25 protein-coding genes and 1 pseudogene are annotated in these 25,250 nt (G+C 66.2%); 10 read left to right on the top strand and 16 right to left on the bottom strand.

Annotated elements, in window-relative coordinates; genetic code table 11:
* Positions 1-28: 28 nt before the first annotated feature.
* The gene (locus tag ACFVAV_RS10470) at positions 29-814 is read right to left on the bottom strand and encodes an ATP-grasp domain-containing protein (protein WP_379033079.1); all 786 of its coding nucleotides are present in this window, start codon (positions 812-814) and stop codon (positions 29-31) included.
* Between the two features lie 366 nt (positions 815-1,180).
* Here ACFVAV_RS10470 and ACFVAV_RS10465 point away from each other — a divergent pair, with 366 nt between their 5' ends.
* Positions 1,181-1,966: a DUF1963 domain-containing protein gene (locus tag ACFVAV_RS10465; protein ID WP_379033076.1), complete on the top strand. Its 786-nt coding sequence runs from the start codon at positions 1,181-1,183 to the stop codon at positions 1,964-1,966.
* A 465-nt stretch (positions 1,967-2,431) separates the two neighbouring features.
* On the opposite strand, the gene ACFVAV_RS10460 is transcribed toward ACFVAV_RS10465, so the two are convergent.
* Positions 2,432-3,127, bottom strand: a complete 696-nt coding sequence (locus ACFVAV_RS10460) for a hypothetical protein (RefSeq protein ID WP_379033073.1) — start codon at positions 3,125-3,127, stop codon at positions 2,432-2,434.
* A gap of 86 nt (positions 3,128-3,213) precedes the next feature.
* Positions 3,214-4,155: a PDR/VanB family oxidoreductase gene (locus ACFVAV_RS10455; RefSeq protein ID WP_379033070.1), complete on the bottom strand. Its 942-nt coding sequence runs from the start codon at positions 4,153-4,155 to the stop codon at positions 3,214-3,216.
* Between the two features lie 140 nt (positions 4,156-4,295).
* Here ACFVAV_RS10455 and ACFVAV_RS10450 point away from each other — a divergent pair, with 140 nt between their 5' ends.
* Genes ACFVAV_RS10450 through ACFVAV_RS10415 form a run of 8 tightly spaced genes read left to right on the top strand, consistent with a single transcriptional unit; the run spans position 4,296 to position 12,014 of the window.
* Entirely contained in the window at positions 4,296-5,456 is a 1,161-nt protein-coding gene (locus ACFVAV_RS10450) for an acyl-CoA dehydrogenase family protein (RefSeq protein WP_379033067.1), read from the top strand.
* Positions 5,457-5,468: 12 nt separating this feature from the next.
* A complete protein-coding gene (locus tag ACFVAV_RS10445; RefSeq protein WP_379033064.1) occupies positions 5,469-5,993 on the top strand; it encodes a YiiD C-terminal domain-containing protein in 525 nt (174 codons plus the stop codon).
* Positions 5,993-6,859, top strand: coding sequence for an alpha/beta fold hydrolase (locus tag ACFVAV_RS10440; protein WP_379033062.1), 867 nt, complete (start codon positions 5,993-5,995; stop codon positions 6,857-6,859). The genes ACFVAV_RS10445 and ACFVAV_RS10440 overlap by 1 nt, the downstream gene beginning before the upstream one ends.
* A 9-nt stretch (positions 6,860-6,868) precedes the next feature.
* Positions 6,869-7,999, top strand: a complete 1,131-nt coding sequence (locus ACFVAV_RS10435; RefSeq protein ID WP_379033059.1) for an ABC transporter ATP-binding protein — start codon at positions 6,869-6,871, stop codon at positions 7,997-7,999.
* A gap of 33 nt (positions 8,000-8,032) precedes the next feature.
* A complete protein-coding gene (locus ACFVAV_RS10430) occupies positions 8,033-9,400 on the top strand; it encodes an ABC transporter substrate-binding protein (protein WP_379033056.1) in 1,368 nt (455 codons plus the stop codon).
* Positions 9,400-10,257: a metallophosphoesterase gene (locus ACFVAV_RS10425; protein WP_379033053.1), complete on the top strand. Its 858-nt coding sequence runs from the start codon at positions 9,400-9,402 to the stop codon at positions 10,255-10,257. The genes ACFVAV_RS10430 and ACFVAV_RS10425 overlap by 1 nt, the downstream gene beginning before the upstream one ends.
* Before the next feature lies 1 nt (position 10,258).
* The gene (locus ACFVAV_RS10420) at positions 10,259-11,212 is read left to right on the top strand and encodes a carbohydrate ABC transporter permease (protein ID WP_379033050.1); all 954 of its coding nucleotides are present in this window, start codon (positions 10,259-10,261) and stop codon (positions 11,210-11,212) included.
* A complete protein-coding gene (locus ACFVAV_RS10415) occupies positions 11,202-12,014 on the top strand; it encodes a carbohydrate ABC transporter permease (RefSeq protein ID WP_379033048.1) in 813 nt (270 codons plus the stop codon). Before ACFVAV_RS10420 ends, ACFVAV_RS10415 begins: the two co-directional genes overlap by 11 nt.
* On the opposite strand, the gene ACFVAV_RS10410 is transcribed toward ACFVAV_RS10415, so the two are convergent.
* From ACFVAV_RS10410 to ACFVAV_RS10370, 9 genes and pseudogenes are all read right to left on the bottom strand, one after another.
* The gene (locus ACFVAV_RS10410) at positions 12,007-12,864 is read right to left on the bottom strand and encodes a sterol desaturase family protein (protein ID WP_379033045.1); all 858 of its coding nucleotides are present in this window, start codon (positions 12,862-12,864) and stop codon (positions 12,007-12,009) included. The two genes, ACFVAV_RS10415 and ACFVAV_RS10410, sit on opposite strands and share 8 nt — an antisense overlap.
* Before the next feature lie 5 nt (positions 12,865-12,869).
* Positions 12,870-13,664: a helix-turn-helix transcriptional regulator gene (locus tag ACFVAV_RS10405; RefSeq protein ID WP_379033042.1), complete on the bottom strand. Its 795-nt coding sequence runs from the start codon at positions 13,662-13,664 to the stop codon at positions 12,870-12,872.
* Complete coding sequence (locus ACFVAV_RS10400) at positions 13,661-13,858, bottom strand: hypothetical protein (protein WP_379033039.1); 198 nt, start codon at positions 13,856-13,858, stop codon at positions 13,661-13,663. Before ACFVAV_RS10400 ends, ACFVAV_RS10405 begins: the two co-directional genes overlap by 4 nt.
* 227 nt (positions 13,859-14,085) lie before the next feature.
* The gene (locus ACFVAV_RS10395; protein WP_379033036.1) at positions 14,086-14,289 is read right to left on the bottom strand and encodes a hypothetical protein; all 204 of its coding nucleotides are present in this window, start codon (positions 14,287-14,289) and stop codon (positions 14,086-14,088) included.
* Between the two features lie 82 nt (positions 14,290-14,371).
* On the bottom strand, positions 14,372-15,235 hold the full coding sequence (locus ACFVAV_RS10390) for a helix-turn-helix domain-containing protein (protein ID WP_379033033.1): 864 nt from the start codon (positions 15,233-15,235) through the stop codon (positions 14,372-14,374).
* A gap of 818 nt (positions 15,236-16,053) precedes the next feature.
* Positions 16,054-16,272 carry a hypothetical protein gene (locus ACFVAV_RS10385; RefSeq protein WP_379033613.1) on the bottom strand — a complete coding sequence of 73 codons (219 nt, stop codon included), beginning with the start codon at positions 16,270-16,272 and terminating at the stop codon, positions 16,054-16,056.
* Positions 16,273-16,357: 85 nt separating this feature from the next.
* Positions 16,358-16,606, bottom strand: a pseudogene (locus ACFVAV_RS10380) (transposase); the annotation flags it as partial.
* Between the two features lie 76 nt (positions 16,607-16,682).
* On the bottom strand, positions 16,683-18,842 hold the full coding sequence (locus ACFVAV_RS10375) for an MMPL family transporter (RefSeq protein WP_379033030.1): 2,160 nt from the start codon (positions 18,840-18,842) through the stop codon (positions 16,683-16,685).
* A 19-nt stretch (positions 18,843-18,861) separates the two neighbouring features.
* The gene (locus ACFVAV_RS10370; protein ID WP_379033027.1) at positions 18,862-20,076 is read right to left on the bottom strand and encodes a hypothetical protein; all 1,215 of its coding nucleotides are present in this window, start codon (positions 20,074-20,076) and stop codon (positions 18,862-18,864) included.
* Positions 20,077-20,166: 90 nt separating this feature from the next.
* On the opposite strand from ACFVAV_RS10370, the gene ACFVAV_RS10365 reads away from it, so the two are divergent.
* Positions 20,167-20,829, top strand: a complete 663-nt coding sequence (locus ACFVAV_RS10365) for a TetR/AcrR family transcriptional regulator (RefSeq protein ID WP_379033024.1) — start codon at positions 20,167-20,169, stop codon at positions 20,827-20,829.
* Here ACFVAV_RS10365 and ACFVAV_RS10360 read toward each other — a convergent pair.
* From ACFVAV_RS10360 to ACFVAV_RS10345, 4 genes are read right to left on the bottom strand one after another with little or no spacing between them, the layout of a single operon-like run.
* A complete protein-coding gene (locus ACFVAV_RS10360) occupies positions 20,793-22,607 on the bottom strand; it encodes a fatty acyl-AMP ligase (RefSeq protein WP_379033021.1) in 1,815 nt (604 codons plus the stop codon). The two genes, ACFVAV_RS10365 and ACFVAV_RS10360, sit on opposite strands and share 37 nt — an antisense overlap.
* Positions 22,604-23,407, bottom strand: a complete 804-nt coding sequence (locus ACFVAV_RS10355; RefSeq protein WP_379033018.1) for a 4'-phosphopantetheinyl transferase family protein — start codon at positions 23,405-23,407, stop codon at positions 22,604-22,606. Before ACFVAV_RS10355 ends, ACFVAV_RS10360 begins: the two co-directional genes overlap by 4 nt.
* Positions 23,404-24,168, bottom strand: coding sequence for a thioesterase II family protein (locus ACFVAV_RS10350; protein ID WP_379033014.1), 765 nt, complete (start codon positions 24,166-24,168; stop codon positions 23,404-23,406). Before ACFVAV_RS10350 ends, ACFVAV_RS10355 begins: the two co-directional genes overlap by 4 nt.
* A gap of 8 nt (positions 24,169-24,176) precedes the next feature.
* Positions 24,177-25,241, bottom strand: a complete 1,065-nt coding sequence (locus tag ACFVAV_RS10345; protein ID WP_379033011.1) for an HAD-IIIC family phosphatase — start codon at positions 25,239-25,241, stop codon at positions 24,177-24,179.
* Positions 25,242-25,250 lie beyond the last annotated feature (9 nt).

The raw sequence follows: 25,250 nt of genomic DNA, 5'->3' as shown, positions 1-25,250 counted from the left end.
GTCGGATCCCCTCTCCGCCGGTCGTGGATCATTCGAGCCGGACCGGCGGCAACGCCCAGGTAGCTTCGGACTCGCCGAGTTCGTGGCGGGGCACGCAGGCGCGGGCGAGCACCTCGAGAACGCGCTCCGGGTCGCATCCGTACACGCCCGCTCCGAATGCGCTATTGGCTTCGACGACCGCCCAACCACGTCCTTCGATGAGGCCGACATCGATAACCACGGCCGGCGGGGTGGGTGCCACGGCAAGCAATTGCTCGACGCATGTCTCGGCGGCGGATCGCTCCTCGACGGTCAGCGACCAATCGCCGTTCGTGTAGCTCCCCTCACGAAGGTAGGGCGAGCATGTCAGCACGCGACCATCCAGAACGAAGCAGCGGACCTCGACCTGCCAGGTCACCGGCTCCGCCATGTACACCGGCGTGTCATCCGGGCACGCGTCATGGGACGGGAGCCCCGCACCTGCCCGGTACAACTGCCCGGCGAAACCTTTCCGTCCGTCGGCAGGTTTGACAAAGACGGGGCCCAGATGAGCCCGCGCCGCAGCCAGAGTCGACACGCGCAGTTCACGACGCAGGAACCGTGGGGCCAGTCCGGGCAGCCAGTCCTCTGCGACGTCGAGAAGTGCGAGGCCGAGTTGTCCGGCCACGGCTTCGGCGAACAGCATTTCGCCGTAGATCACCGCCGGTCCGGCCACCATGTCCGGTGGTACACGCCATCCGGACAAACGCAGCACCTGCCAACCGGCACGTACGGCGGCCCCCCGCATGAGGACCGAGTCGTCGGTGAATCGAGGGGACAGGATCAAAGTCGGCACCGTCAGCACAGTAGGACAAACGGTAGCGTCCAGCGACCGAATAGACGGCGAGCGCTAAGGTGTTGGCTGCCAACAGTATTCAGGTCGAGTCGGTCCGGGAGCAGAAGATTCGGCCATGGGCGCCGATGGCGTCAGCTTCGCTGATTGCTGAGCAACCCTTGACCTGCGAGCCTCTGCGCGTGAACGGCAGGCGGTGAGCCCGCCCCGGTGGGCGCAGCTCAACAAGAACAGGGCCAGTGGTGGTCACCGAGTACGCGCGATCAGCGGCATGTGCGGATTCCCGCAGCACATGATTCGGACGGACAGTCCGAACGCCCGTACTGCGATGTGAACAGTCGCGGGGGGGCTTCGTGTGAGGATGGTGTGGTGGTTGAGGCTGATCTTTACGCTTTGATGAGTTCGCATATCCCCGAGGAACTGCACCCTGACTTCCGATTGACGATCCGGGAAGGTTTGCGGCTCCGTCACGGCAGCCAGGGAGACAAGCTCATCGGATACTTCGGCGGACTTCCGGAGCTCCCGGACGGGTTCGAGTGGCCCGGAGACGATCGGGGCCACTACGAGCACGTGGCCACAATCGATTTGGCGAGATTGCCCGCGTTGGATCTGGGCCTTCCAACATCTGGCAGGATCACGGTGTTCGGCGACACCGGTGGATGGTCGGGCGCGCTGCTGTACTTCGCCGACGACGTAGTACTCCAGAAAACAGCACTGCCCGAGGACCTCGAACGTCAAAATCGACTCTTCCGACACGTTCCGATGACGTACGTGACTGTTCCGACAATTCCTTCGCGCCAGTGGCTCGAGGAGTACCTGCTCGGGGACGGCGATCACGACGACAGCGTGCACGAACGCCTGGAGTCCTTCGCCGACATTTTCTTCTCCCACTCATCGTCGTGGCATCAACTCGGTGGGTGGGCGACCGAGATCCAGGGCGAACGCGACCGCGGCCTCCTGCCTGACACGACGGCCGAGCGACACTTCTTCCCCGACTATCCACCGCTCGGACCTGTTCTGATTGCCCAGTTCGACACCGATCATGAACTCGGTATGGGCTGGGGCGATTTCGGAACCCTCTACTGCTTCATCGATATCGAGCATCTCAAGGCTCGCGACTTCACCAACGTCGAGGTTTACTGGGAAAGCTACTGATACGAGGGTCGGACTCGCGCCGTGCTCACCTGGGCAGGAGTCGTGTCGACAGCATCGGTTTCGACACACGTACTCATCCGCAAATCGGCATTACAGGGCGTTCCTGCAGGGCGGCCGGGTCATGATTGGACCGGAAGATCCGGGTCACGTTCGCGCCGGAGTTGACAGCAGGGATTCCTGCCGGGCCGGTTCTGTACGCCAGGAGCACAAGCGCTTGTGACAGGCGTCTCGAGTACCGAGCATTCACAGCGGAAAGGCTCTGGGCAGCTAGGCCGTGAGTCCCCTCCACCGCCTAACTGCCCAGAACCTTTCCATCGCTAGTGCCAACGAGGGTCTGCCGCACCCCGTAGGGGTTTGCCTCAGATCAGCCCGAGCAGACACCCGGCCAGCAAATATGACCCAAGTCACAAATGCTGGTCGAGTGCCCTCAAACTACCTGCTCAGGTGATGTTTTCCCTGGTCAGATCACTTCGCCGGGAATGGGGAGTTGATCGTGGTGAAGTACTGGATGGCCGCGCCGATCGCGAACGGGGCGGTGATGAAGATCTGGCCGGCGATGGCGCCGACCGGACCGACGAGCAGGGCGCCGGCGATGCAGCCGACGGCGGCGGCGGGCAAGAAGGGGCCGAGCAGGCCGACGATGGTGCCCAGGGCGACCGTGCCCGCGAGCACGCCACCGAGGACGCAACCGACGGCGGCGCCGCCGAGGCCACCGACCAGGGTGCCGATGCTGGCGCCCATGGAGATGGTGCTGGTCAGACGGCTCCAGGCCGCGACCTCACGGTCGTACTCGTTCTTCCACGGCGCCTTGTCCTCATAGGGCAGCGCGACCGGCTTGTAGACGGCCTTCGAGACGTCCAGCTGCGGGGACAGGGTCGCGGTGTTGCCCGCGATCTCGGCCGCGATCGGCAGTTCGAAGTCGTCCAGACGGAAGGTCAGCGGGGTGGCCGCGATGGTGGTGCCGTTGGGAGCCTTCAGCTTGAAAGCGCCCTCCTCCACGACCATCGAGCCCGCATCGGTGGTGATGACGGACGTGCCGGCCACTTCCTGCGCGGTGAAGTTGACCGGCGCGTCGGCGTCCGCGGAAGCCGAGCCGGTGGCGCCGGCGGTCACGCCGATCGCGACAGCGAGCATTGCCGCAGCCGCAGCAGATTTCCTCATCGTGTATTTCTTCCTCTCACATTCCCGGACGGGAATCGGCGCGTCGAATACGCGCACGTTCTCGGGACGCCGATTCCGCGACGCGCTCACAGGTCGAGCACCAGCACACCGGAGCGGGCACGCGAGACGCAGAGCATCATCGTCGCGCCGCGCTCGCGCTCCTCGGCGGTGAGCAGCGAATCGCGGTGCTCCACCTCGCCGTCGAGCACCGGGGTTTCGCAACTGCCGCAGGTACCTTCGCGACACGAGGTGATCACCGCGACGCCCGCCGATTCGAGGACATCGACGATGGAACGGCCGGCGCCGACCCGCAGCGTCCGCCCGGTCTGCGCCAGCCGCACCTCGAAGGCCTCGTCGGCCCCGGTGTACTCGACCGGCCGCGGCACGAAACGTTCCGTGCGCACGGTGACGCCCTGCCGCACGCCCTCGGCTTCGATCGCGGCGAGCAGCGGTTCCGGCCCGCAGCAGTACACGGTCGCCGCCGGCCGCGCGGCCACGATCTCCGCGACCGGTAGCAGCCCGGACTCGTTCTGCGGCACCAGCCGCGCCGCCGGATACCGCTCGGTGAGCAGGTCGGCGAAGGCCATATGCGCCCTGGTGCGCGCACCGTAGTGCAGCGTCCAGCGGACACCTGCCCGGTCGGCGGCGGCGATCATCGGCAGGATCGGGGTGATCCCGATCCCGCCCGCCACGAACGTGTACTCCGCTGCGGTGGACAGCTCGAAGTTGTTGCGGGGCACCGATACCGACAGCGTCGTACCGGGCAGGGCGGTCCGGAACAGATGTGCCGACCCGCCGCGACCGTTCGGCTCGTGCAGGATGGCGATTCGCCAGCGGTCCTGCTCGGCCGGATCGCCACACAGCGAATACTGGCGCACCCCAGCCGAGCCTGCCGCGACATCGATGTGCGCACCCGGTGTCCACGTGGGCAGCACACCGCCGTCGACCGCGGCGAGCACCAGGGCGAACACCGCGTCGGCTTCGTCGGTGCGGTCGATCACCCGCACCCTCACTTCGGTCATGCCCATTCCCCTCGGCGGAATCGTTGTCGAGATCACCGTGGTGCACGCCGGGCGCGACCGCCGCCGGGGCGTGGCGAGTCGATTGGACCGATCGACATTCACTATCGCCCCGGCTCCCGGCGCGCGACCCGCCCGACACTGGCGGCATGACTCCAGTGGCGGAACTGGTCGACAAGACCAGGCAGTTCGTGCAAGACCACGTCATCCCGGTGGAACGCGAGGTCGTGGTCGGTGGCCGGGTCACCGACGACGCCCTGCGCCTCGACCTGCAGAAGAAGGCCAAGGAGGCCGGCGTCTTCGGCCCGCTCTCGGATCCCGCGTACGGCGGCCTCGGCCTCGACACCAGGGCACAGGCCGAAGTGCTCGAAGCGGCGGGCGCGAGTCTGCTCGGGCCGCTCGCGGTCAACGCCTGGGCGCCCGACGACGGCAATATCCACCTGCTGGCCGCGGTCGCGAATCCCGAACAACAGCAGCGGTATCTGGCCCCGCTGGCCTCCGGTGAGGTCCGCTCGGCCATCGCCATGACCGAACCCGCCCCCGGCGCGGGCTCGGACCCGCGGATGCTGGCCACCGTCGCCGAGGAGACCGACACCGGCTGGGTCATCAACGGCCGCAAGCACTTCACCACCGGCGCCCAGGGCGCGGCGTTCACCATCTGTGTCGCCGCCACCACCGACGGCCCGACCATGTTCCTGGTCGACCAGGACAACCCCGGCCTGAAGGTGGGCCGCCGGATGCCGACGCTGGACCACACCAGCGCACCCGGCGGGCACTGCGAAGTCGAGTTCACCGACTGCGAGGTCCCCGAGTCCGCCATCCTGGGCGCTGTCGGGCGCGGCCTGGACCTGGCGCAGGTGCGCCTGGCGCCCTCGCGGCTGGTGTTCTGCATGAACTGGCTCGGCCTGGCCGTGCGCGCCCAGCAGCTCACCGTCGACCACATCACCGGCCGCTACTCCTTCGGCGTGCCGATCGCCGATCACGGTCTGGCCCAGGGTCTGATCGCCGACAACGAGATCGACATCGCCGCGGCCCGCAGCCTGATCCGGGCCACTGCCGCCACCATCGACGAGCACGGCGCCGCCTCCTCACAGGCCCGCCACGAGGCCTCGATCACCAAGACGTTCGTCTCCGAGGCGGTGTGGCGGGTGCTCGACCGCGCAGTGCAGCTGCACGGCGGCCTCGGCGTCTGCGAGGACCACCTGGTGGCCCGATTCCTGGTGGAAGCCAGGGCTTTCCGCATCTACGAGGGTCCGTCGGAGGTGCTGCGCTGGTCCATCGCGCGGCGCGTCCTGCGCGGATCGCGCTGAGAGGACACCGCTATGACCACGCGCAGCATCGCCGGTTTCGGCGGCGCCTATCCCGCTCTCGACTTCGACGCCGTCGACTACGAGTACCTGCGTGACGCCTCGCAGGCGCTGGTGCCCTTCGGCGCCCACGTCGGCACCAGGATCACCGAGATCTCGCCTGCCCGTTCGGTGGTCGAGATCCCCGCCGAACCGGTGATGTGCAACCACATGGGCACCGTGCACGCGGGCGCGCTGTTCACCGCCGCCGATATCGCGGGCGCCGCGGCGTTCGTCGGCGCCGCCGCGCACCGCCTGCACACGATCGACCGGCTGGTGCTGCGCGGCGGCACCGCCGCCTACCGCAAGCCCGCCCGCGGCCGCATCCGCGCCGTCGCGACGGTCGACGCCGAGCAACTGGCCGCCGTCCTGGCCGCCACCGAGACCACCCGGTTCGCACTGTCCGGTCGCGCCGAGCTGCTCGACGACAACGACGTGCGCACCGCCGAGTTCACCTTCGACTACGTGTGCGATGTGCGCATCGCCGGAACGGACGAGTGATGACCACGACCACGCCCGACACCACGACGGTCGCCACCGCCGACGGCGTGCGCTTCACCGTGCGCTGGCTGGCCGCCGACGACCCCACCGCCCCGGTGGTGCTGATCCTGCCCGCTATGGCGATGAAGGCGCGCAACTATCAGTCGCTGGCCAAGGCGCTGCACGCCACCGGCCTCTCGGTGGCGACCTGCGATCTGCGCGCGCACGGCGAGGCCGAGCCCGCGCTCGGTGAGCACACCGACTTCGGCTACCGCGAGATGCTCGAAATCGACCTGCCCGCCCTTGTTTCCGCGGTCGGGGAACGGTTCCCGCAGGCGCCGCTGCACCTGTTCGGGCACAGCCTGGGCGGTCAGCTCGCGCTGCTGTTCGCCGCCGCCGAACCCGAGCGTGTCGCCGGGGTCACCGTGATCGGCACCGGCACCGTGTTCTGGTGGGCGTTCGGTCCGCGCCGCTGGTTCGAGGCGCTGAGCCAGATCCAGTGGATCGGCCTGGTCTCGCGAGTCAAGGGGCACTGGCCCGGTGGCGTGCTGATTCCGGCGCCGATGCCAGGCGGGGTGATGGTCGACTGGTCGATCCACTCGCTCACCAGCTACTACCGCCCGCGTGGCACCAAGCGCAGCTACAACACGCTGCTGGCGAACATGGCCCTGCCGGTGCTGGCGATCTCGCTGTCGCAGGACGTGCTCGGCCCGAAGTCCAATGTCGACTTCCTGGTCTCGCGCATGCCGTCCGCCGAGGTGACCCAGTGGCACATCGACGGGAACTCCGCGGTCGAGCACCTGGATCACTTCACCTGGCTCAAGGACTCGCCTGCGATCGCCGCGGGCGTGTCGCAGTGGATCACGGCCGGCACCACGCCGGCCTGAAGGAGAGACGTGGCGCGACTGCAGATCGACGCGGTGTCGAAGAAATTCGACACCGACTACGCCGTGCGCGAGGTGAGCCTCGACATCGCCGACGGCGAATTCATGGTGCTGCTCGGCCCCAGCGGCTGCGGAAAATCCACCCTGTTGCGGATGATCGCCGGGCTGGAGGAGCCGAGCGAGGGCCGGATCCTGGTGGGCGGCAACGATGTCACCGACGCGGCGCCGCAGCGCCGTGACCTGGCGATGGTGTTCCAGAGCTACGCGCTCTACCCGCATCTGTCGGTGGCCAGGAACATCGGGTTCCCGCTGCGGGCCCGGCGCAGGCCGCGCGCCGAGATCGCCCAGCGGGTCGCCGAGGTGTCGGCCACCCTGGAACTGTCGGCCCTGCTGGACCGCAAACCTGTCGCGCTCTCGGGCGGGCAGCGGCAGCGAGTCGCCTTGGCTCGCGCCATGGTTCGCGATCCCGGCGCGTTCCTGATGGACGAACCGCTGTCGAATCTGGACGCCAAGCTGCGCAGCGCGACCCGCGCGGAGCTGATCGCCCTGCACCAGCGACTCGGCGCGACGTTTCTGTACGTCACCCACGATCAGGTCGAGGCGATGACGATGGCCTCACGCATCGCCCTGCTCAACGACGGCAGGGTCGAGCAGTGCGGCACGCCCGCCGAGCTCTACGACCAGCCGCGCTCCACCTTCGTCGCCGGGTTCCTCGGTTCGCCGCCGATGAACCTGTTCCCCGCGGTCGTGCAGTCCCGCGACGGCGGCCTGCGGGTGACGGCCGACGGCATCGACGCCGCGCTCGACATCACCGACGAACTCGGCGACGCCGCCGCGGTGATCGCCGGCATCCGCCCCGAGCGCCTGCGCATCGACGCCGCGGCCGACGATGTCACCGGCAGGGTGCGGATGGTCGAGAACCTCGGCAGCGAGGAACTGGTGCACATCGACGCGGGCAAGACCAGCCTGTGCGTGCGCGCATCGCGTCCGGCCGGTGTCCACGCCGGCGAGGACATCGCGCTGCGCGTCGATCCCGCCGACATCCACCTGTTCGATCCCGATACCGGCCTGCGGCTGAGCTGGCAAGCGCCGCACTCGGATTCGACCCCCAGCAAGGACGCGGCGGCAGTGCCCGTCCCCTGATTTCCGCACGACCCGTTGATGAGGAGAACCACCATGAAACGCACCCTGCCCATCTTGGGCGTGGTGTTCACCACCGCCGTCGCCCTGAGCGGCTGCGGTCTGGGCGGCACCGTGTCCACGGACACCACGACGACCGCGCAGATTCCCGAGCTGAAGCCCGATCAGCAGGTCTCGATCACCTTCGAGTCCTACAACTACGGTCTCGCCGGCGCCTGGACCGACACGTTCAACGCGCTGATCGCCGACTTCGGCAAGAAGTACCCGAACATCAAGGTCACCGCGCAGAAGCCGCAGGGCAACAGCCCGAACCCGGCCACCGACACCATCTCCAGCATCCAGAACCAGATGGTCGCGGGCACCCCGCCCGACGTCGCCCAGCTCGGCTTCTCCGATCTGGACTTCACCGTGCACCAGCTGCAGGCCAAGCCGCTCGACACCCTGGTCGGCAAGCAGGAGGTGGCCCGCAACTTCGACGGCCGCCACGCCTACGCACCGCGCGCCCGGGTCCTCGACGACTGGGAAGGCCACACCTACGGCGTGCCGTTCGTGTTCTCCACCCCCGTGCTGTACCTGAACGCGTCGCTGTTCACCGAGGCCGGTCTCGACCCGGCCAAGCCGCCCGCCACCTGGGCCGACGTCGCCACCGCCGCCAAGCAGATCGCCGACCGCACCGGCAAGGGCGGCGTGTACGTCGACTGCCTCACCAAGACCGCCAAGGACTGGTGCTTCCAGTCGCTGGTGCGTTCCAACGGCGGCCGGGTCATCTCCGAGAACCGCCGCACCCTCACCTACGCCGACGCCCCCATCGTCGAGGTGACCCAGATGGCGCAGAACCTGGTGAACACCGGCGGCATGCCCAAGCTGAACCAGAAGCAGGGCTACGAGGCGTTCGCGCGCGGCGAGATCGGCATGATCCTCGAGACCAGCGCCATCCAGGGCACCTTCGTCACCGGCGCCAAGGACAAGTGGGACCTGCGCTCGGCACCGATGCCGTCGTTCGGCAGCAAGCCGACCGTGCCGACGAATTCCGGTGCGGGCCTGCACATCCTGTCCAACGATCCGGCCAAGCAGCGCGCCTCGTGGGAACTGATCAAGTTCCTCACCAGCGAGGAGTCCTACATCAAGATCTCGCAGAACATCGGCTACCTGCCGCTGCGCACCGGTCTGCTCGACCAGGCCGACGGACTGAAGGACTGGGCCGCGAAGAACCCGCTGCTGAAGCCGAACGTCGCCCAGCTCGCGAACATGGAGCCGTGGGTGTCCATGCCGGGCAACAACTACCTGCAGGTCCGTGACGGCATGATGGACGCGGTCGAGGCGATCGTGTTCCAGGGCAAGGACCCCCAGTCCACGCTGACCGCCGCGCAGGCCGAGGGCGCCAAACTCCTGCCGGCGGCATGATGAGCGATCTGACCATCGTCCAGCTCACCGATACCCACCTGCGCCCGGCCGGTGAGCTCGTCCACGGTGTCGTCGACACCGACGCAAACCTCGCGCGGGTGCTCACCCACCTGCGCGAGGCCGGGCAGCACGTCGACGCCCTGGTGCTCTCGGGTGACCTGTCCGACAACGGGTCACCCGAGGCGTACCGGCGGCTGCGCGCGGCCGTCGAACCAGTCGCGGCTGAGCTCGGCGCCGAGATCGTCTACGTCATGGGCAATCACGACGAGCGCGGCGCCTTCGGGGAGGAGCTCCTCGATCTGGCTCCCGGCTCGGTGGACACCACGCTGCCGCACGACCGCAGCGTCGAGATCGCGGGCCTGCGCATCATCGTGCTGGACAGCACCACGCCGCAGCGGCACGAGGGCAGGCTCGAACTCGAGCAGCTGGCCTGGCTGAGCGTTCAGCTCCGCACGCCCGCCCCGCGGGGCACCGTGCTGGTGCTGCATCATCCGCCGCTGCCCTCGCCCGTCGCCACGGCCGACTTCCTCAAGCTCGAGGATGCCGACCGGCTGGTGGATGTCGTCGACGGCTCGGATGTCCGGATGATCCTGTGCGGGCACAACCATCTGACCGCCGCCGCGGCGGTCGCCGGTATCCCGGTGTGGATCGGGCCCGCGCTGTCGTACCGGATCGATCCGATGGCGCCGGCGGGCAGACACCGCGGGCTCACCGGATTCGGGTACAGCCGGATCGATCTCGTCGGATCGACGATGCTGGCCACCGCAATCGAGTCGACCCCGGCGACCCCGGTCTACGACCGGCCGGAATCCGAGGTGCTCGAGCAGCTCGCGGCGATCGCCGCACGGACGCGGTGACATGTTCGTCATCGACGACAGGCAGGACCCGGCGCAGGTGGCGAGCATCGCCCCTGCGCCGGGTCCGCGCCGGGTCACCCGGCGCAAGGCGGCCCGGCTCATCGCGCCCTATCTGTATCTGGCGCCTGCCCTGATCCTGCTGGTGGTATGGACCTACCAGCCGCTGGTGCAGGCCCTGCAGTTGTCCACGTACTCGTGGAACCTGCTGCCGACCGCACCCATGACGCCGGTCGGCACGGCCAATTACTCACGGCTGCTGGATCTTCCGGCGTTCTGGGGATCGCTGGGCCGGACCGCCACCCTGATTCTCGGCCTGCTGCCGTTCACGGTGCTGCTGCCGGTCCTGATCGCGCTGGCCGGCAGGCGGGTGCACGGCCGGGCCCGCACGTTCTACCAGGCACTGGTGTTCGCGCCGTTCCTCGTCGCGCCCGTCGCGGCGGCGGCGGTGTGGCGGTGGCTGCTGCATCCGGGTTCCGGATTCGTCGACCAGCTCGTCGGTTCGGGTCACAACTGGGTCTACGACTCCTCGACCGCGCAGGCCGTGATCATCGTGATCACCGGCTGGCAGCTGCTCGGTTTCGCGATGCTGGTGGTGTGGGCCGGGCTGGCCGGGATCAGCGGCGACTACAGCGAGGCCGCGCGGGTCGACGGGGCGACGCCGGGGCAGATCCGGCGCTGGATCACCCTGCCGCTGCTGTCGCCGACCCTGCTGTTCCTGGTGCTCACCACCGTCCTGCTCAGTCCCACCCTGTCGTTCCCGCTCATCGACTCGATGACCCAGGGCGGGCCGTCGCAGGCCACGACCAACATCTACTACCTGCTCTGGGACTACGCGTTCCACAGCTTCGACGCGGGTCTGAGCGCGGCGGCGGGTGTGCTGCTGTTCGTCGGGTTCGGCGCGTTGGCCGCGGTGCTGGTCTGGATCTCGGAAAAGGTTGCCGTTCATGATGATTGACCGTCTCCGCCTGGCGGGCAGCCACCTGTTGCTCGCCGGGACGGCGCTGGTGTGCGTGTTCCCCATCTACTGGCTGTTCGCGACGGCGCTGCGGCGGCCCGAGGACGTCACCTCGCTCGCGCCGCTGCCGTGGCCGCTGTCGATCGACAATTATGTCGACGCGGCGCAGAAGGTCGACGTCGCGGGCCTGATCGCCAACACGTTCATCGTGGCGATCCTGTCCGCGGCGGGCCAGCTGCTGATCGCGCTGCTGGCGTCCTACGCGTTCGCGATGTACACCTTCCCGCTGCAGCGGCTGATGTACCTGGCGTTCGTCGGCGTCTGGCTGGTGCCGTTCCAGGTCACCATGCTGCCCAACTACATCCTGCTGAACCGGATGGGGTTGATCAACACGTTGATCGGCTGTGTGCTGCCGACGCTGTGCTCGGCGCTGGCGGTGCTGCTGTTGCGCCAGCACATGAACGCCTTCCCGAAGGAGCTCATCGCCGCCGCCAAGATCGACGGCCGCTCCTCCTGGGCCATCCTGTGGACGGTGGTGGTGCCGAACCTGCGCCCCGCCCTCGCGGCCCTGGGCATCCTGCTGTTCATCAACGCCTGGAACGAATACTTCTGGCCCGCTGTCGTTCTGCGCCAGTCCAACGATGTCCTCCAGCTCGGCCTGCGCAGTTTCATGGGCACCGAGGGCGACCAGTGGGGCCCGATGATGGCGCTGGCGAGCCTGGCCTGCCTGCCGGTCCTGCTGCTCTATCTGGTGTTGCAGCGCCACATCGTCAACGCCTTCGTCCGGTCGGGTCTCAAGTGAGGCGGCGGAAGGGCTCGATCATCTGGTCCAGGTAGCCGACCGGATAGTCGGGATGCGCTGCCATGCCGAGCTGTTCGGAGGTGAACCGGCGGCGCGGATCGTAGCTGTAGGTGCGCAGCAGGTGATCCCAGAGCAGTGTGAACAGGCCGAAGTTGACGTCGCCGACGCCCGCCCATTTGAGGTGGTGGAAGCGGTGACCCTCGTTGAGGGCGAGCACGTACTTCAGTGGACCGACGCGGTAGTCGGCGTTGGAGTGCTGGAGCAGGAGCTGGATGGCCACGGCCAGGGCCAGTGCGGCGGCGACGTCGACCGGCAGGCCGATCAGGATCAGCGGGGCCACGCCGGCGGCCATCTCGGCGGTCTGGTGCAGCGGGTGTTTCATCAGGCCGTTGAGGCCATAGAACCGGGTGACGCTGTGGTGCACGGCGTGGAAGCGCCACAGCGCACCGATCTTGTGGCTGGCGAGGTGCACCAGCGTTATGCCCAAGTCCGCGATCAGGATCGCGAGGACCACCTGGACGGGGAACGCCCAATCACTCGGCCAGACACTGGGTCCGGGGACGAGCGCGGCGAGCACCGGGATCACCGCGACACTCACCAGGATCAGCGTCTCGTTCACGACGGCATGCACCCGATCGCGGACGCTGTCGGCCTGCGCGCCGTTCCAGGTCGGTTCGTACGGGATGACCCGCTCGACCGCGAACGAGGTGGCGATGGCGACCCCGAGCACGAGCAGCAGCCAGGGTTTCGGGGCGTGGGCGGCGGCGAGCGCGATGCCGATGCCGTTGAGCCCCACCAGCATGAACGGGACGTACCCGTAGCGGGCGAGACGGTGCAGAGCAGTAGTCATACCACTCAGCGTGGCTGCCGGACCCGCTTCCGCGCTTGAACGATTCGGCTGTCCTCGGTCCCGAAATCCCAGGTCACAGCGCTCGTCAAGGCAGACGGCGGCAGGCCGAAGATCTCCCGGCAGGTCCGGGTGAGATGGGCGCTGTCGGCGAAGCCCGCCGCGTGCGCGATCGTGGTCAGATCCTGACCTGCCTGTGCCCCGTGCACGGCGTTCATCAGCCGTAGCCACAGGATGTAGCGGCGCAGCGGCAGCCCGACCTGGGCGGTGAACAGATGGGTGAGCCGGCTCGGCGAGAGGCCGACGGCCGCGGCGACCTCGCCGGGGCGCACCGGTCCGCGGGCCACCATCGCGGGCAGTGCGGCCACCGCGGCGGCGACGCACGGGTGCCGGTCGACGATCTCGCCGGCGGTCGCCGACGTGAGCGTGGCCAGCAGCCCGTCGACGAAGTCCGCCGTCAACGTGACCGGGCGGATGGGCTCGCGCAGGGGCGGTCCCGCGCTCCATCCGGCGGTGATCGCCCGACGACCCGCGGCGCGCCCGGCGACGGAGTCGGGGTCGAGGAACACGACAATGCCTGTCGCACCGCCGGATTCGATCCGGTGCTCGGTGTCGGCCGGAACGACGACCTCGGCACCGGTATGCGCCGCGCCGGCACGGTCGAGGACGGTCACTGGCGCGTCGGCGATGACGATCTGCACGGCGTGATGGGCGTGGCGCTCGGTCCCGCCAATCGTCCCGGCGAACGCGAGCACGCCGGGACGGATCAGGGCTCCCACGCCCCGCCAGGCGACCTCGCTCATGTCGTCACTGTAGGTCGCCAGGAAGCGGCCGATGCGTTCGCATGATGGCTTCGAGTTCGTCTGGCGTGGGGCAGGGTGACGATGCGGAAGTGGTCGGGGCGGGCCCAGTTGAAGCCGGTGCCCTGGACGATGTGCAGCTTCTCCTGCAGGAACAGGTCGAGAACGAACTTCTCGTCGTTGTGGATGGGGTACATGTCCAGGTCGATGCGGGGGAAGGCATAGAGCGCGCCCTTGGGCTTGACGCACGAGACGCCGGGGATGGCGTTGAGGGCTTCCCAGGCGCGGTCCCGCTGTTCGCGCAGGCGGGCGCCGGGGAGTGGCCCGGCTCACGAACCATGGATGTAGTCGCCCAGTGTCCCGCACATCCCTTGCGCGACTGCCGAATCTGGAAAGTATCTGGTCAGGAGTTCGGCGAGCTGGCTCATTCGTCGCCGTACCCAGGAAAATGCGCCGTGATCGGGTTGACCAGCACCGGCGCTACCGCCGCGATGCTGCCGTCGAGATCGTCGAGACGCGCGCACGCGGTCGCCAGGTAGATCTGGCTCAGAATCTCGTCTCCCGGAGAACGCTGGTCCTGCCACGCCGTGATCGCTGACTCGCTTGCCGCGACCGACCGTTTCAGCACTCGCGCATCATCGGCCCACATCAGCGAAAAGCCATGGTAATAGATCTTTTTGGCCGGGGTGAATGTGAAGAATCCAGGTATTTCATCGAGTCCGGCGTTGTGCGCGCCCTGTCTGCCTTCTCAAGCGGTTCCACTGACCGCACCGAATTGCCGAGGTTCGCATTCGACGCGGCGAAACTGCACAGCAGGCGCGGTCAGCGGTGCCAGTCGACGTGGTGACATATCGAAGCCCGTCTAGGGCAGCGGCTGCGGCTTCCTCGAAGTCCTTGGTGAACCGCAGCGCCAACGCTTGCGTGCCTCTCGCCCACGCGCGGAGATGGTCGTGATTCGCCCTGTCTCCCAGCGCGAATGCCGCGCGCGCATGCACCTTCGCCATGTCGGCCTGCCCGAGGTCGAGGGTGAGATACGACAGGATGCCGCACACTCGGCCGAGGGCAACGTACAGATCGCGGATCTCCTCAGGTCGATACGCCCCCAGCTTCACCCGGCGCATCAGCTCCGCACGCAGGCTCAGCGCGTGTCTCAGCGTCTCGTCATAGGATTCGTGCCGCGCGCGAGTAGAGATCGCGATCACGTCATCCTGAATTGTGTCCAGGTCGGCGGCATCAGGGTCCAACAGCAGCGCCTCCGAGTCTTGCCGGGCGTCGGCGAGAGCTCGCAGCGTGTCATTATGCCGGGCGGGCTCGCGCTGGTCGGCATCCCAAGCGTCGACGAGCTGGCCACCGTCATCGAGCAGTCGGCCGATCCGCTCACCCCAACCCCGGTCCTTCGGCCACCGTCGGCCGGCTTCGACATTCGACAGGTAGGAGTGGTTGCAGAACGCCAACCCTGCGAGTTCGCGCAGGGTCAGGTTGCGTTCCAGCCGCAGCCGTTTCAGCGTGGGCCCGGTCTCGTCTGTCTGCGTCATCATCCCAAGCAATCCTGCCAATAGCTCGTTCGCGAACACATCGCCCCGTGGTTGCAGATCGCCGCTAGGGCAATAGAAACCACGTTAGACCTTCCACGGCTTCAGGTGCGCTGACAACCTTTAGATGCACTGGGAATCGAGACATCCACCCTGACCCAGGGGTGGGCACCACGGCAGAACCAAGGGAGTGTTCCACCGGGGTGGCGGGCCTTCGCCGCCCCTCACCGCCGCGTCCGCCTCGATTCCCGGTGCCTTCACTTGGGCGGGAGACATGCAGATGAGCAATACCGATCGCGATCAGATGGCGGAACACTCCCGCCTACTTCTCGAGCTGGAACAGACGGGCCTTGTCCACTCGACATGTCTGCCCACGCGAGTCCCTGCTCGTTTGTGTTCCCGGCCGCTCGAGAGCCATGGGTGGCAGCCTCGGCGGTTCTGCTGGACCGGTTCTCGTCGGCCCTCCGAGAATGGGCATCAGAGCCTGTCCGGCACCTAGGGTTCCCGTCCTCCATCGTCCGGGACGTCGAACAACCGCACATCCGAGAACAACGGTGAAACAACCGAAGCTGTCGTCCACACTGCGGCCAGGGAGTCGCCTTGCCTATCCGCTGATCATGCCGAAGCCGACGACCCATGCCGCAGTTGCTCCGACATTCCCCAGAATCGCACCAGGGAACAGGGGCCATCGGCGCTTTCCTCAGACGATCGAGATCGTGATGCCGACAGCTGCCGCAACTGCGCCGCCACCGAGCACGATCACCGCGCCCAAGGGACTGCTCGGCGATCGCCGCATGCTGATCGTGGCGGGCAGCCACCGCACGCAGCGGGCCGCGCTGTTCGTGTCCGTGGATCTCGATCTACGTTTCAGGAAAGGTCAGTACCTCGAAGGCGCGGTCCAGTTGCTCGGCCGAGTCCCCGTCGAGTCGTCCCTGTTCGGACCAATCGCGTCGAACGGCAGACCTGAGCTGCTCGAGTGCGTTCATGTGGCTGAAGCGGCTCAGATAGTACAGTGGGAACAGCATGCGGTCGGCGGCCGGGCCGTACCAGAGCGCGGCGAACTCTTCGATATCGAACACCCACGCGGTCACCGGTGTCGCGGGTCGAGTTCCCGCGCGAAAAGGCTGACGCCAGGTTCAGGATCCCGTTGGTCTGCTTAAGATCTCGGACCTCTTTCCGCAACAGCGCCAACTCCTCTCGCTCCGCTGTGGACAGGCCCGGAAAGACCGACGCTTTCGGTAATGGTGCCTCGTCGTGGGCCTTCTTGATCCACAACCGCAGCGTCTCGTGATGCACATCGACGATCGGGGCGATCGCGCGCGCAGCAGCGTAGGCGGATCCGTAATCATCGAGCCGTTCGAGAGCCAGACGCACGGCCCTCTCGCGGACCTCGGGCGGGTAACGCTTCGACATGATGGAGACCATCTTCCTCAAAGACGGAAGAAGGCGGTCTCAGAATCCGTAACAGTTCAAGTCCAATGATGGGGTCTCAATTTCGAGAGGTGACTGGGTTGCGCTCGAACTTGGTTCCTTCGAGATCCAGTTCCGGGAGCAGCCGTGCCATCCGGCTCGGTAGCCACCAGGCCGTCCGTCCGAGCACGAGGAGCACCGCGGGAACCAGCGTAAGACGAACAACGAATGCATCGATCAAAACACCGACCGCAAGGGTGAATCCGATCGCCTGAACGATCTGGTCCTCCGACCACGCGAACCCGCCGAACACGGCCACCATGATCGCGGCGGCGGCAATGATGACGGTTGCGCCATATGAGTAGCCGTTGGTGACGGCCGATGTCGGCGAGACCCCTTTGCGGCGCTCTTCGTCGATCCGGGTGGTCAGAAATACCTGATAGTCCATCGCGAGCCCGTAAAGGACCCCGATGACCAGGATAGGAAGCACGCAGATCAGCGGCCCTGGCTGGTCGACGCTGAATACACCGGCCAGCCAACCCCATTGGATCACTGCAGTGGCGCAGCCCAGTGCCGCCCCCACGGTAAGCAGGAACCCTGTGGCTGCGATGACGGGAATGAGCACAGATCGGAAGACCGCGGTAAGCAGGACGAGGGTCAGGGCTACGACGATCGCCAGATAGACGGGCAGTGCGGCCCCGAGTTTCCTCGAGGTATCGATCGCCATCGCTGTGTCCCCGGTGACAGCGATCTGTGCACCGGTCATCGCTCGGGTTTCGTTAGTGGTGGCACGAATGGTGTCGACCAGGTCGCGTGTCTGCGGGCTGGACGGTCCGCTCGTCGGGATTATGGTGAGGATCGCCAGGTCGTGGGTGGTGTTCGCGAGCGGCGGAAGGATTGCGGCGACTCCAGGCAACGTCTGAAGTTGCCGGGCGATCTGATGGGTCGCGCCTGTAGGGTCGGCGGCAGTCTGGAGATCGACGGCCACGGTGAGTGGGCCGTTGATGCCTGCACCGAACCCTGATGCCAGTATCTCGGCGGCCTTGTGCCTGCTGATCGAGGGCGGGGCCGTTTCATCATTCGGCAGGCCAGTGGACATGCTACCGATCGGTAGCGCAAGGACTCCGAGTGCTCCCACGCATACGACGATGATTGTCAGCGGGTGGCGGGCTATGAAACCAATCCATCGCCGGTCGCTTGCCCTGGAAGGGGATTCAAGCGGGGTTCTTGGTGTGATTGTGCGCTGCGCGAGGCCGAGCAGGGCAGGCAACAGTGTCAGCGCGACTAGGACGGCAATCGCCACCGCGATCGACGCGGCTAGGCCCATCCCAGTCAGGAATGGGATGCCGACCACCGACAGGCTGGCCAACGCGATGAGCACGGTGGCTCCAGCGACCAGCACGGCGCTGCCCGCGGTCGCCACACTTCGGCCGGCGGCATCCTCGTTGGTGGGGCTCTCGGGTAGCTCCGCACGATATCGCGACAGGATAAGCAGGGCGTAGTCGATGCCGACGGCGAGGCCGATCATGGTCGCGAGAACTGGTGCAGCCGTGTGTAGTTCGACAATCGAGCTAGTCACGGCGATGGTGAAGGTGACGATGCCGACGCCGACGATTGCGGTCAGCATGTTGAGTCCCGCGACGATGACGGCCCGAAACGTGGCCCCGAGGACGACGAGAGCAACGGCGAGCCCAATCAGTTCGGCTGGGGAGGTGGGAATCGGTTCTTCGACCGCGGTGCCGCCGATCTCGGTGATTAGACCCGCCCGGCGGGCCGGGTCGACCGCGTTCTCGAGGGCAGTGCGGTCGTGGTCGGTCAGCTGGGCAGAGGGAACGTCGTATGTCACGGCGACGATCGCGACCTGGCGGTCATCGGAGATCCCGGGTAGCTGCGGATTGAGCGGGTTGGTCACCGCCGCGACATGATCGAGCGCGCTTAGCGCGCCGACGACCTGCTCGACGGCCAGGGCGGCGGGCACGTCTGTCAGTGGGTCTTGCGAGGCTGACTTGAGTGCGACCCGAGCATTGGCGCTTCCCGCATTAGCTTGCGGGAAGCGAGATTTGATGAGTTCAATGCTGGTCTGTGCCTCGGTACCGGGAACAACGAAGGTGTTGGTCGGACTACCGCCGTGCACCAGCGACAGGAACCCAGCTGCCACGAGCAGCAACAACCATACCGATGTCACGGCCCATCGGTGCCGGAAGCACAGCGCGCCGAGTTTGTACAACATTCCAGCCATCAGCAGGCTCCTGTTTGAGTTAAGTCGGATCGTCGACCGCGGGTACGACGGCGTAGTTGCGTACAGCGCGCCCGGCGAGCACCTCGGCGAACCGGGGCCGGATCAGCACCGCGGACAGGATCGCAGCAAGCGGTAGCAGGCTAGGCGGGTCTTGGCGGGGGGTCAGCGCTTCGGTGCTGTTGCGGTATGTGCCGCGCTGGCTCAGCGCTGCGGCCAGCTCTGTGAGTACTGCGCTGCGGCGACCAGTGATGGAGGCGACGCCGAGGCTGACTGCTGCGAGACTGTGGGTGCGGATTCCGGGCTTGCCGATGCGTACGCCCGCAGGCAAGCTTTGTCCGCGCGACTGCTGGATGGAAAGGGCTGGTAGATCGACGCCGCTGGCCGCAGCATTGAACGGCTCGACGGTTCGTGGATTGCATTCGATGTAGAGCGGGTGGCCGTCTTGGTGAAAGTAGTCCATGGTCAGTCCGCCGTGCCAAGCGAGCGCTTCGCCCAGTAGGGCGATGTGCTTGCGCGGTAGCGGATGATCGACGCTCAAACGCGCAGCGGCGCTACCACCGATCCCGGATGCCCGCTTCTCCGATGTATGGACGGCCGCCAGTCGGCCGTGTTCGAAGATCCCCTGCACCTGTGCGTATGTGCCGCCGGCTGGTCGCTGCGCAAGGAGCGGCTGGTCTTGTCCGAGATCGCGAGTCGCACGTCGGCGACTGTTGTCGTCGAGCACGAGGCGCACACCACTGCCCGCGGTCCCGTACGGCGCCTTCAGGTAGTAGGGATAGTCGAACGATTGCCGATCGGCGGTTGTCTCAGCCCAATCTGGTTGCGGTAGGCCGATCTCGTCGGCAAGTCGTGCAAATTCGAGTTTGTTGGTGGCCCTGCGAAAGCTCTGGGCGTTCGAGGTCGTCAGCGACAGCCCGGTCGGGAACAAGGAGGGCCGGGCTGCGAACAGCCACGCGTCTTCGTGGGTAGACAAGATGGCGTCGAAGTTGCCGGCCTCCGCTACCGAGGTGAGCACTCTCGAATATCCCACCGGATCATGTCCGGCAGCTGGGCAGCGGTGGGTGCGGCTCAGCCACTTGCTCCACCTACTGAGGGCGAGGCCGTCTGACGACAGCGCCTCGATGTGACAGCCCGCCGCACCCAACACCGTGATGTACTCGCGCGCGGTGAGGCTGGATGCCTCTGTCAGCAGGACCCTCGCAGGTGCAGCCGGACCCTCGACCGGTGCTGACATGCGATCCCCTTCCAGCGTATCGTGTGCACCAGTACGATCCGCACCAGTATTCGATACTCATGAGTATCGAGGAGTGGGAGAGAGATGTCAATGCCACGACCGGAGATCCGGCGACGGTTGAGCCAGGAAGAGATGCGCAGCCGGATCCTCGGTGCTGCCGCGATCGAGTTCGCTCGCAATGGATTCGACCGTACTACCCTCGACGAGGTCGCAGCCGCGGCCGGATTCACCAAAGGCGCTGTATACTCACGCTTTTCGAGCAAGGACGATCTGTTCTTCGCACTGCTCGAAGAGCAGATCGTCGGCCGTATCAAGGCTGCCGGCGACGCCCTCGATCACCCGTCAGGTGATGCCGATGAGATGCATCCGGCCGCCGCCATCGGACGGCAGATCAATGACGCACTGGTCTCGGAGCAGGATTGGCAGATTCTCTTTCTGGAATTCTGGTTGCGAGTCGTACGCGAACCACAGATCGCCGAGCGATTTCGGACCCACCGCCGCCATCTCCGACAGAGCATCGCCGACTTCGTCGAGGCCGAGGCTCGTCGCCGCAATCTCACCCTGCTTGTCAGTCCGTCGGAAATGGCCATCGTCGCGCTGGCGCTGTCGAATGGACTGTCCATCGAGGAGATCCCGGATCAGGGGACCGTGGCCGGCGATCTGTTCGGGCGCATCCTCACGCTTGCCTGTGCTCCCGCCGCCCCCGGAAGAGACCCTCACGAGCCCAGAGTCGTGAATCCCCCACCGGCGTAGGTCTCGCGCACCGCGAAACGCTGCAACTTTCCACTCGAGGTGAGCGGCAAGGTACCGGCCCCAACCAGCACGACATCAGAGACCGGTAGACCGTGTCGCTCTCCTACTGCAGCGCGCACAGCCCTGACCACCTCGGCTGCGGGCACGGCTTGGCCCACATCGTTGGTGTCGGCCGATGTCGTATCGGCCGTCTCGCGGATTCGCCAGCCACGGTCGATCTCGGCGACCACCACGATCCCGCCTGCCGGGATCGAGTCGACCTGAAACACCGCACACCGATCGAGGCGGACCGCACTGTGGCTGGTCATCGCGGTTGCCTCGAGGTCGGTCGGATAATGGTTGTGCCCGTCAACTATGATGAGGTCCTTGCGGCGTCCTGTCACATACAGTTGCTCATCGAGCACAAACCCGAGATCGCCGGTGCGAAGGAACCCGCCGTCGAGTTCGGGGAGTTGGACGTCGAAGACCTCAGCCGACAGCTCGGCAGCCTGCCAATAGCCCAAACCGATGCTGTCGCCGGCTATGCAGATCTCCCCGATGCGCCCGTCGGGCAGAGACTCACGGGTCTTCGGGTCGATGATCGCTAAGGTGAACCCGTCATTGATCTGCCCACTCGAGACGATTTCACGTCCATCGATCGCTGGGGCAAATCGGTGCTGCGCCAACTGCTCCGGGTCCGCAGTTTGCACGGTCACTCCACTTCCGACCGGCCCCCCGGAAACGAACAACGTCGCTTCGGCCAGGCCGTAGCACGGGAACAACGACCGTGCGTCCAGGCCCGCAGGCATGAAATGCCGCGAAAACTCGGCCATGGCCTGCGCCCTGATGGGTTCCGCTCCGCACAAGGCAACCTTGAGCTGCGACAGGTCGAACTCCGCGACTCGCTCGACCGGAACCCGCTGCACCGCGAGTGCGTAGGCGAAGTTCGGCGCAACGGTAATCGTCGCCTTGTACTCGGCCAACGCAGCGATCCAGCGCATCGGGCGCTGTACGAATGCAAGAGGTGACATCGCGACGATCTGATAGTCACTGAACACCGGCTGCGTTACCATCGCGAGCAGTCCCATGTCATGGTACGTCGGCAGCCAGGACACACCCACGCTGGTGGCATCGATTCCAACGCACTCGCGCACAAGTGCGTTGTTACTCAACACATTACGGTGGGTGAGCACGATTCCTTTCGGCCGTCCCGTCGACCCAGACGAGTACTGCAGATATGCCACGGTGTCGGGAGAGATCTCCGGCAGTCCCACCGTCCTCGCCGGATCATCGTCGACGGTGTCGGTGCTGAACGTCTCGAGGCCGACGAAGGCTGCGACCCCGGTCAGGACCGGGTCGAGCTGGGCTTCGATGTCGACGGAGGTGAGCATCAGTTCGGCGCCGCAGTTCTCGCGAATGGCAGCCAACCTCGCCAGCGAGGTCTCGAGCTTGTTGATCTGGGGAGGAGCCACAGGTACAGCGATGACTCCTGCGTAGAGACACCCGTAGAAGGCCGTGATGAACTCCAACCCGGGCGCATACAACAGCAGGGCCCGATCCCCTGGGTTGGACATGGAGAGCAGTCGTGCGGCGATGGCCCTGGCCGTGGTGTCGACCTCGGCGTAGGTCAACGACGCGGTCAGGTGTTCGCCGTCTCCGAGGAAGACGAACCGCGTGGCGTCGGGTTGACTGCGCGCCCTGGCTGTCAGCAACTGCACGAGGGTGGCGGAGTCATCGGCGATCCGATCGTGGGCTTCGACACCAGGCTCTACGGCCGGCGGGTCGATATCGACTGTCATAGTGCAGCTCTCCTAGAGCGATTGGTTGATTCGAAGGGCAAATGTTCGGATTCAGCGCGAATCTCCCACCTCAACAGCCGGATTCGACGAGCTGAAGTCGGAAAGGCCACCGTGCCGACAAACGCCGGACCCAGCGGCAACGGCGTGAGCTGCCACCGATTCAACACCTGGCCACGGCACACGAGGATCTGTCGACCGGAGGAGTCTGTTCGGATCTCGATCGAGTCCGGCGGGATGGTCAATCCGGCGCCCATGCATTTCAGGACGCTCTCCTTGCCTGTCCATAGTCGAAGAAACCGGGTTGGATCGCCGTCCACGAGCGCTGCTTCGGCGGGCGTCAACACCCGTTGCGACAGGCTGACGACATCGACCGGTCCCGCCGTCGCCTCGGCATCAACTCCCACCGGCAACGACCCTGACACCGCGATGACCGCGAGGCCATCGGTATGGGTCATGTTGAAAGTCAGTTCGTTTCCGGCCAAGGCGGGTTTACCGTGCCGACCGAGCGCTATCCGCAGTACGCTCGGCGGCCAGCGGAGGAGATAGCTTGCCAGCAAACGTCGCAACGTCCCATGTGCGCGAACGAAGTCGTTGGTCGTCTTGGCATCGGCGCACCGATCCGCGCGCTGCCGGTCCGCTGCCGACAGTGCATCCCAGTCCGCGCGGCTACAGCCGCCATCGAGGGATACCCGCCAGACGTCAATGTCTCGGCTTCCGATCGTCGGCCGGGGCGGCCCTGGCAGCCACTTTCCCTCGCCGGTCGGGTATGCTCCGATCCGAACCAGTGCGGTGGCACTCATCGCAGGGCACCGGTCAGGGTGCGACCGATGTGCCCGAGCACCCTCGCCCGCTGCGATACGACGAAGAAGTGGCCGCCGGGCTCGAGTCGGAGTTCGAACGGTCCAGTCGTGCACTGCTGCCATGCCGTCAGCTCGTTGCGCGAAACCCGTGGATCCTCGACACCACCGAACACCGTGACTGCCGTGTCGAGTGGCGGCCCGGGCCGGTACCGGTAGGTCTCGTTGACTGCGAAATCGGCGCGCAGCAGCGTGAACAGGTTGCTGCGCAACGTTTCGTCGGTCAACACATGTTCGGGGGTACCACCGAGCTCTCGAACCACCTCGACGAACTCGTCGTCACCCGCTCGATGCGCCAGCGGCTCGGTCGCCGGAAGCTGAGGGGCGCGCCGGCCGGAGACGAAAAGGTGTATCGGCGAGGGCTGCCCCCCGGCATGTAGTCTGCGTGCGATCTCGTAAGCGATGATCGCCCCCATACTGTGGCCGAACAGCGCGAACGGTTGGTGCCAGCGACCGGACATGACGGTGAGCAACTCCTCGACCAGTTCGTCGACAGTCTCATACGGTGCCTCGCGCCACCGCATCTCCCGGCCTGGTGGCTGTACAGGGACCACCGCTACCTCGGCGGGCAAACCGGTGCGCCAACCCAAGAATCCTGAAGCGCCCGACCCCGCATGCGGAAAGCAGTACAGCGTCACCCGCGTCTGCTCGGCAAGGCCGGGATAGGGCAGCCATGAAGCTGCCAGTGTGCTGTCTGTCGTCATATGGCCGCTCAGTCTGTGATGACGTTCAGGTACGCCGGAGGCTTCGGCGGTGCGGTGAGTGGGGCGACGAGCAGTGACACCCCATCTTTCTCGCCGAGGTCCTCGAATCCGGCGAATCGGTAAGTGACATACATGATCCGGTTACGGCCGGTGGGAACGAACGCTGCGACCAGACGGGCCCCGTTGCCCTGCGCGAGCCCCACGACGTGATTGAGAAGCACAGTGCCGACACCGCGCGACATCACCCGGCACGACATCAACAGCAACTCGAGCTTCCACTCCCGCTCCTCGAGCGCAACGGAGGCCAGCCCGATCTGCCCGTATGATCCGTAGACGTCGGTCAACTCGGCCATCAGTAGAAGGTGACGATCCGAGTCGCAGCGCTGCGCAAGCTCGTCCTCGGAGTACATGACACCGGTGGAATTGAGCTGGTTCGTTCGGACCACCAGTTCCTCGGCGCGACCGAGATCCTTGCGCCTGGCCCTGCTGATCTTGAATTCCATGCCGAGTGTCGACAAGAACTCTTCGTTGTTTCCCGTGAACTCGTCTTCAGCCTTGGTCCGGTCAATGCTCGCGATGTACATGGCCCGGCGGGCGGCGGAGTCCTCGGTGACATACTTCGGCTGGAACTCCGCACGTGTCGCGATCTCCCCCGCATCGAGCGCGTCGATACACAAAACGTCGGGGTGCGCGAACGCAACCTCCTCGCGTTCGAACGGCTGGTCATCGACGAACGCGAGCGAGTCGATTCCGATGTTGAGCAACTTTGCGATCTTTGCCACTGAGGCAGACTTTGCGTCCCAGCCGATCTGTGGATACAGAAAGTATTGCGCAACACCGAGTTCGGTCAATTTCGCCATCGTGGTATCGAAGTCGTTGCGGCTCGCGATGGAATGCAGGATGCCCCGCCGATCCAGTTCGGCGATCGTCTCGACGACGCTCGGCCGCAGCCGAACACTGTCGCCATCCTCGAGGAGAATTCCACTCCAGAGGGTGTGGTCGAGATCCCATACTACGCATTTGATGGTTTTCATGCGTGCCCCCGTCGGCGCGGCCTGGGCGAAGTTCTCCATCACTATCGT

Origin of the sequence: Nocardia sp. NPDC057663, assembly GCF_042799895.1 — a bacterium.
GTDB lineage: Bacteria > Actinomycetota > Actinomycetes > Mycobacteriales > Mycobacteriaceae > Nocardia.
Note: the sequence above shows the minus strand (reverse complement) of the source record. Positions and strands in the feature narration are given on the sequence as shown.

Coding starts and splice junctions, on each gene's coding strand:
- ACFVAV_RS10460 (WP_379033073.1), bottom strand. CDS start 3,127: ATGAGGAAATCTGCTGCGGCTGCGGCAATGCTCGCTGTCGCGATCGGC.
- ACFVAV_RS10455 (WP_379033070.1), bottom strand. CDS start 4,155: ATGGGCATGACCGAAGTGAGGGTGCGGGTGATCGACCGCACCGACGAA.
- ACFVAV_RS10450 (WP_379033067.1), top strand. CDS start 4,296: ATGACTCCAGTGGCGGAACTGGTCGACAAGACCAGGCAGTTCGTGCAA.
- ACFVAV_RS10445 (WP_379033064.1), top strand. CDS start 5,469: ATGACCACGCGCAGCATCGCCGGTTTCGGCGGCGCCTATCCCGCTCTC.
- ACFVAV_RS10440 (WP_379033062.1), top strand. CDS start 5,993: ATGACCACGACCACGCCCGACACCACGACGGTCGCCACCGCCGACGGC.
- ACFVAV_RS10430 (WP_379033056.1), top strand. CDS start 8,033: ATGAAACGCACCCTGCCCATCTTGGGCGTGGTGTTCACCACCGCCGTC.
- ACFVAV_RS10425 (WP_379033053.1), top strand. CDS start 9,400: ATGAGCGATCTGACCATCGTCCAGCTCACCGATACCCACCTGCGCCCG.
- ACFVAV_RS10420 (WP_379033050.1), top strand. CDS start 10,259: ATGTTCGTCATCGACGACAGGCAGGACCCGGCGCAGGTGGCGAGCATC.
- ACFVAV_RS10415 (WP_379033048.1), top strand. CDS start 11,202: ATGATGATTGACCGTCTCCGCCTGGCGGGCAGCCACCTGTTGCTCGCC.
- ACFVAV_RS10410 (WP_379033045.1), bottom strand. CDS start 12,864: ATGACTACTGCTCTGCACCGTCTCGCCCGCTACGGGTACGTCCCGTTC.
- ACFVAV_RS10405 (WP_379033042.1), bottom strand. CDS start 13,664: ATGAGCGAGGTCGCCTGGCGGGGCGTGGGAGCCCTGATCCGTCCCGGC.
- ACFVAV_RS10400 (WP_379033039.1), bottom strand. CDS start 13,858: ATGTACCCCATCCACAACGACGAGAAGTTCGTTCTCGACCTGTTCCTG.
- ACFVAV_RS10375 (WP_379033030.1), bottom strand. CDS start 18,842: ATGGCTGGAATGTTGTACAAACTCGGCGCGCTGTGCTTCCGGCACCGA.
- ACFVAV_RS10370 (WP_379033027.1), bottom strand. CDS start 20,076: ATGTCAGCACCGGTCGAGGGTCCGGCTGCACCTGCGAGGGTCCTGCTG.
- ACFVAV_RS10365 (WP_379033024.1), top strand. CDS start 20,167: ATGCCACGACCGGAGATCCGGCGACGGTTGAGCCAGGAAGAGATGCGC.
- ACFVAV_RS10360 (WP_379033021.1), bottom strand. CDS start 22,607: ATGACAGTCGATATCGACCCGCCGGCCGTAGAGCCTGGTGTCGAAGCC.
- ACFVAV_RS10355 (WP_379033018.1), bottom strand. CDS start 23,407: ATGAGTGCCACCGCACTGGTTCGGATCGGAGCATACCCGACCGGCGAG.
- ACFVAV_RS10350 (WP_379033014.1), bottom strand. CDS start 24,168: ATGACGACAGACAGCACACTGGCAGCTTCATGGCTGCCCTATCCCGGC.
- ACFVAV_RS10345 (WP_379033011.1), bottom strand. CDS start 25,241: ATGGAGAACTTCGCCCAGGCCGCGCCGACGGGGGCACGCATGAAAACC.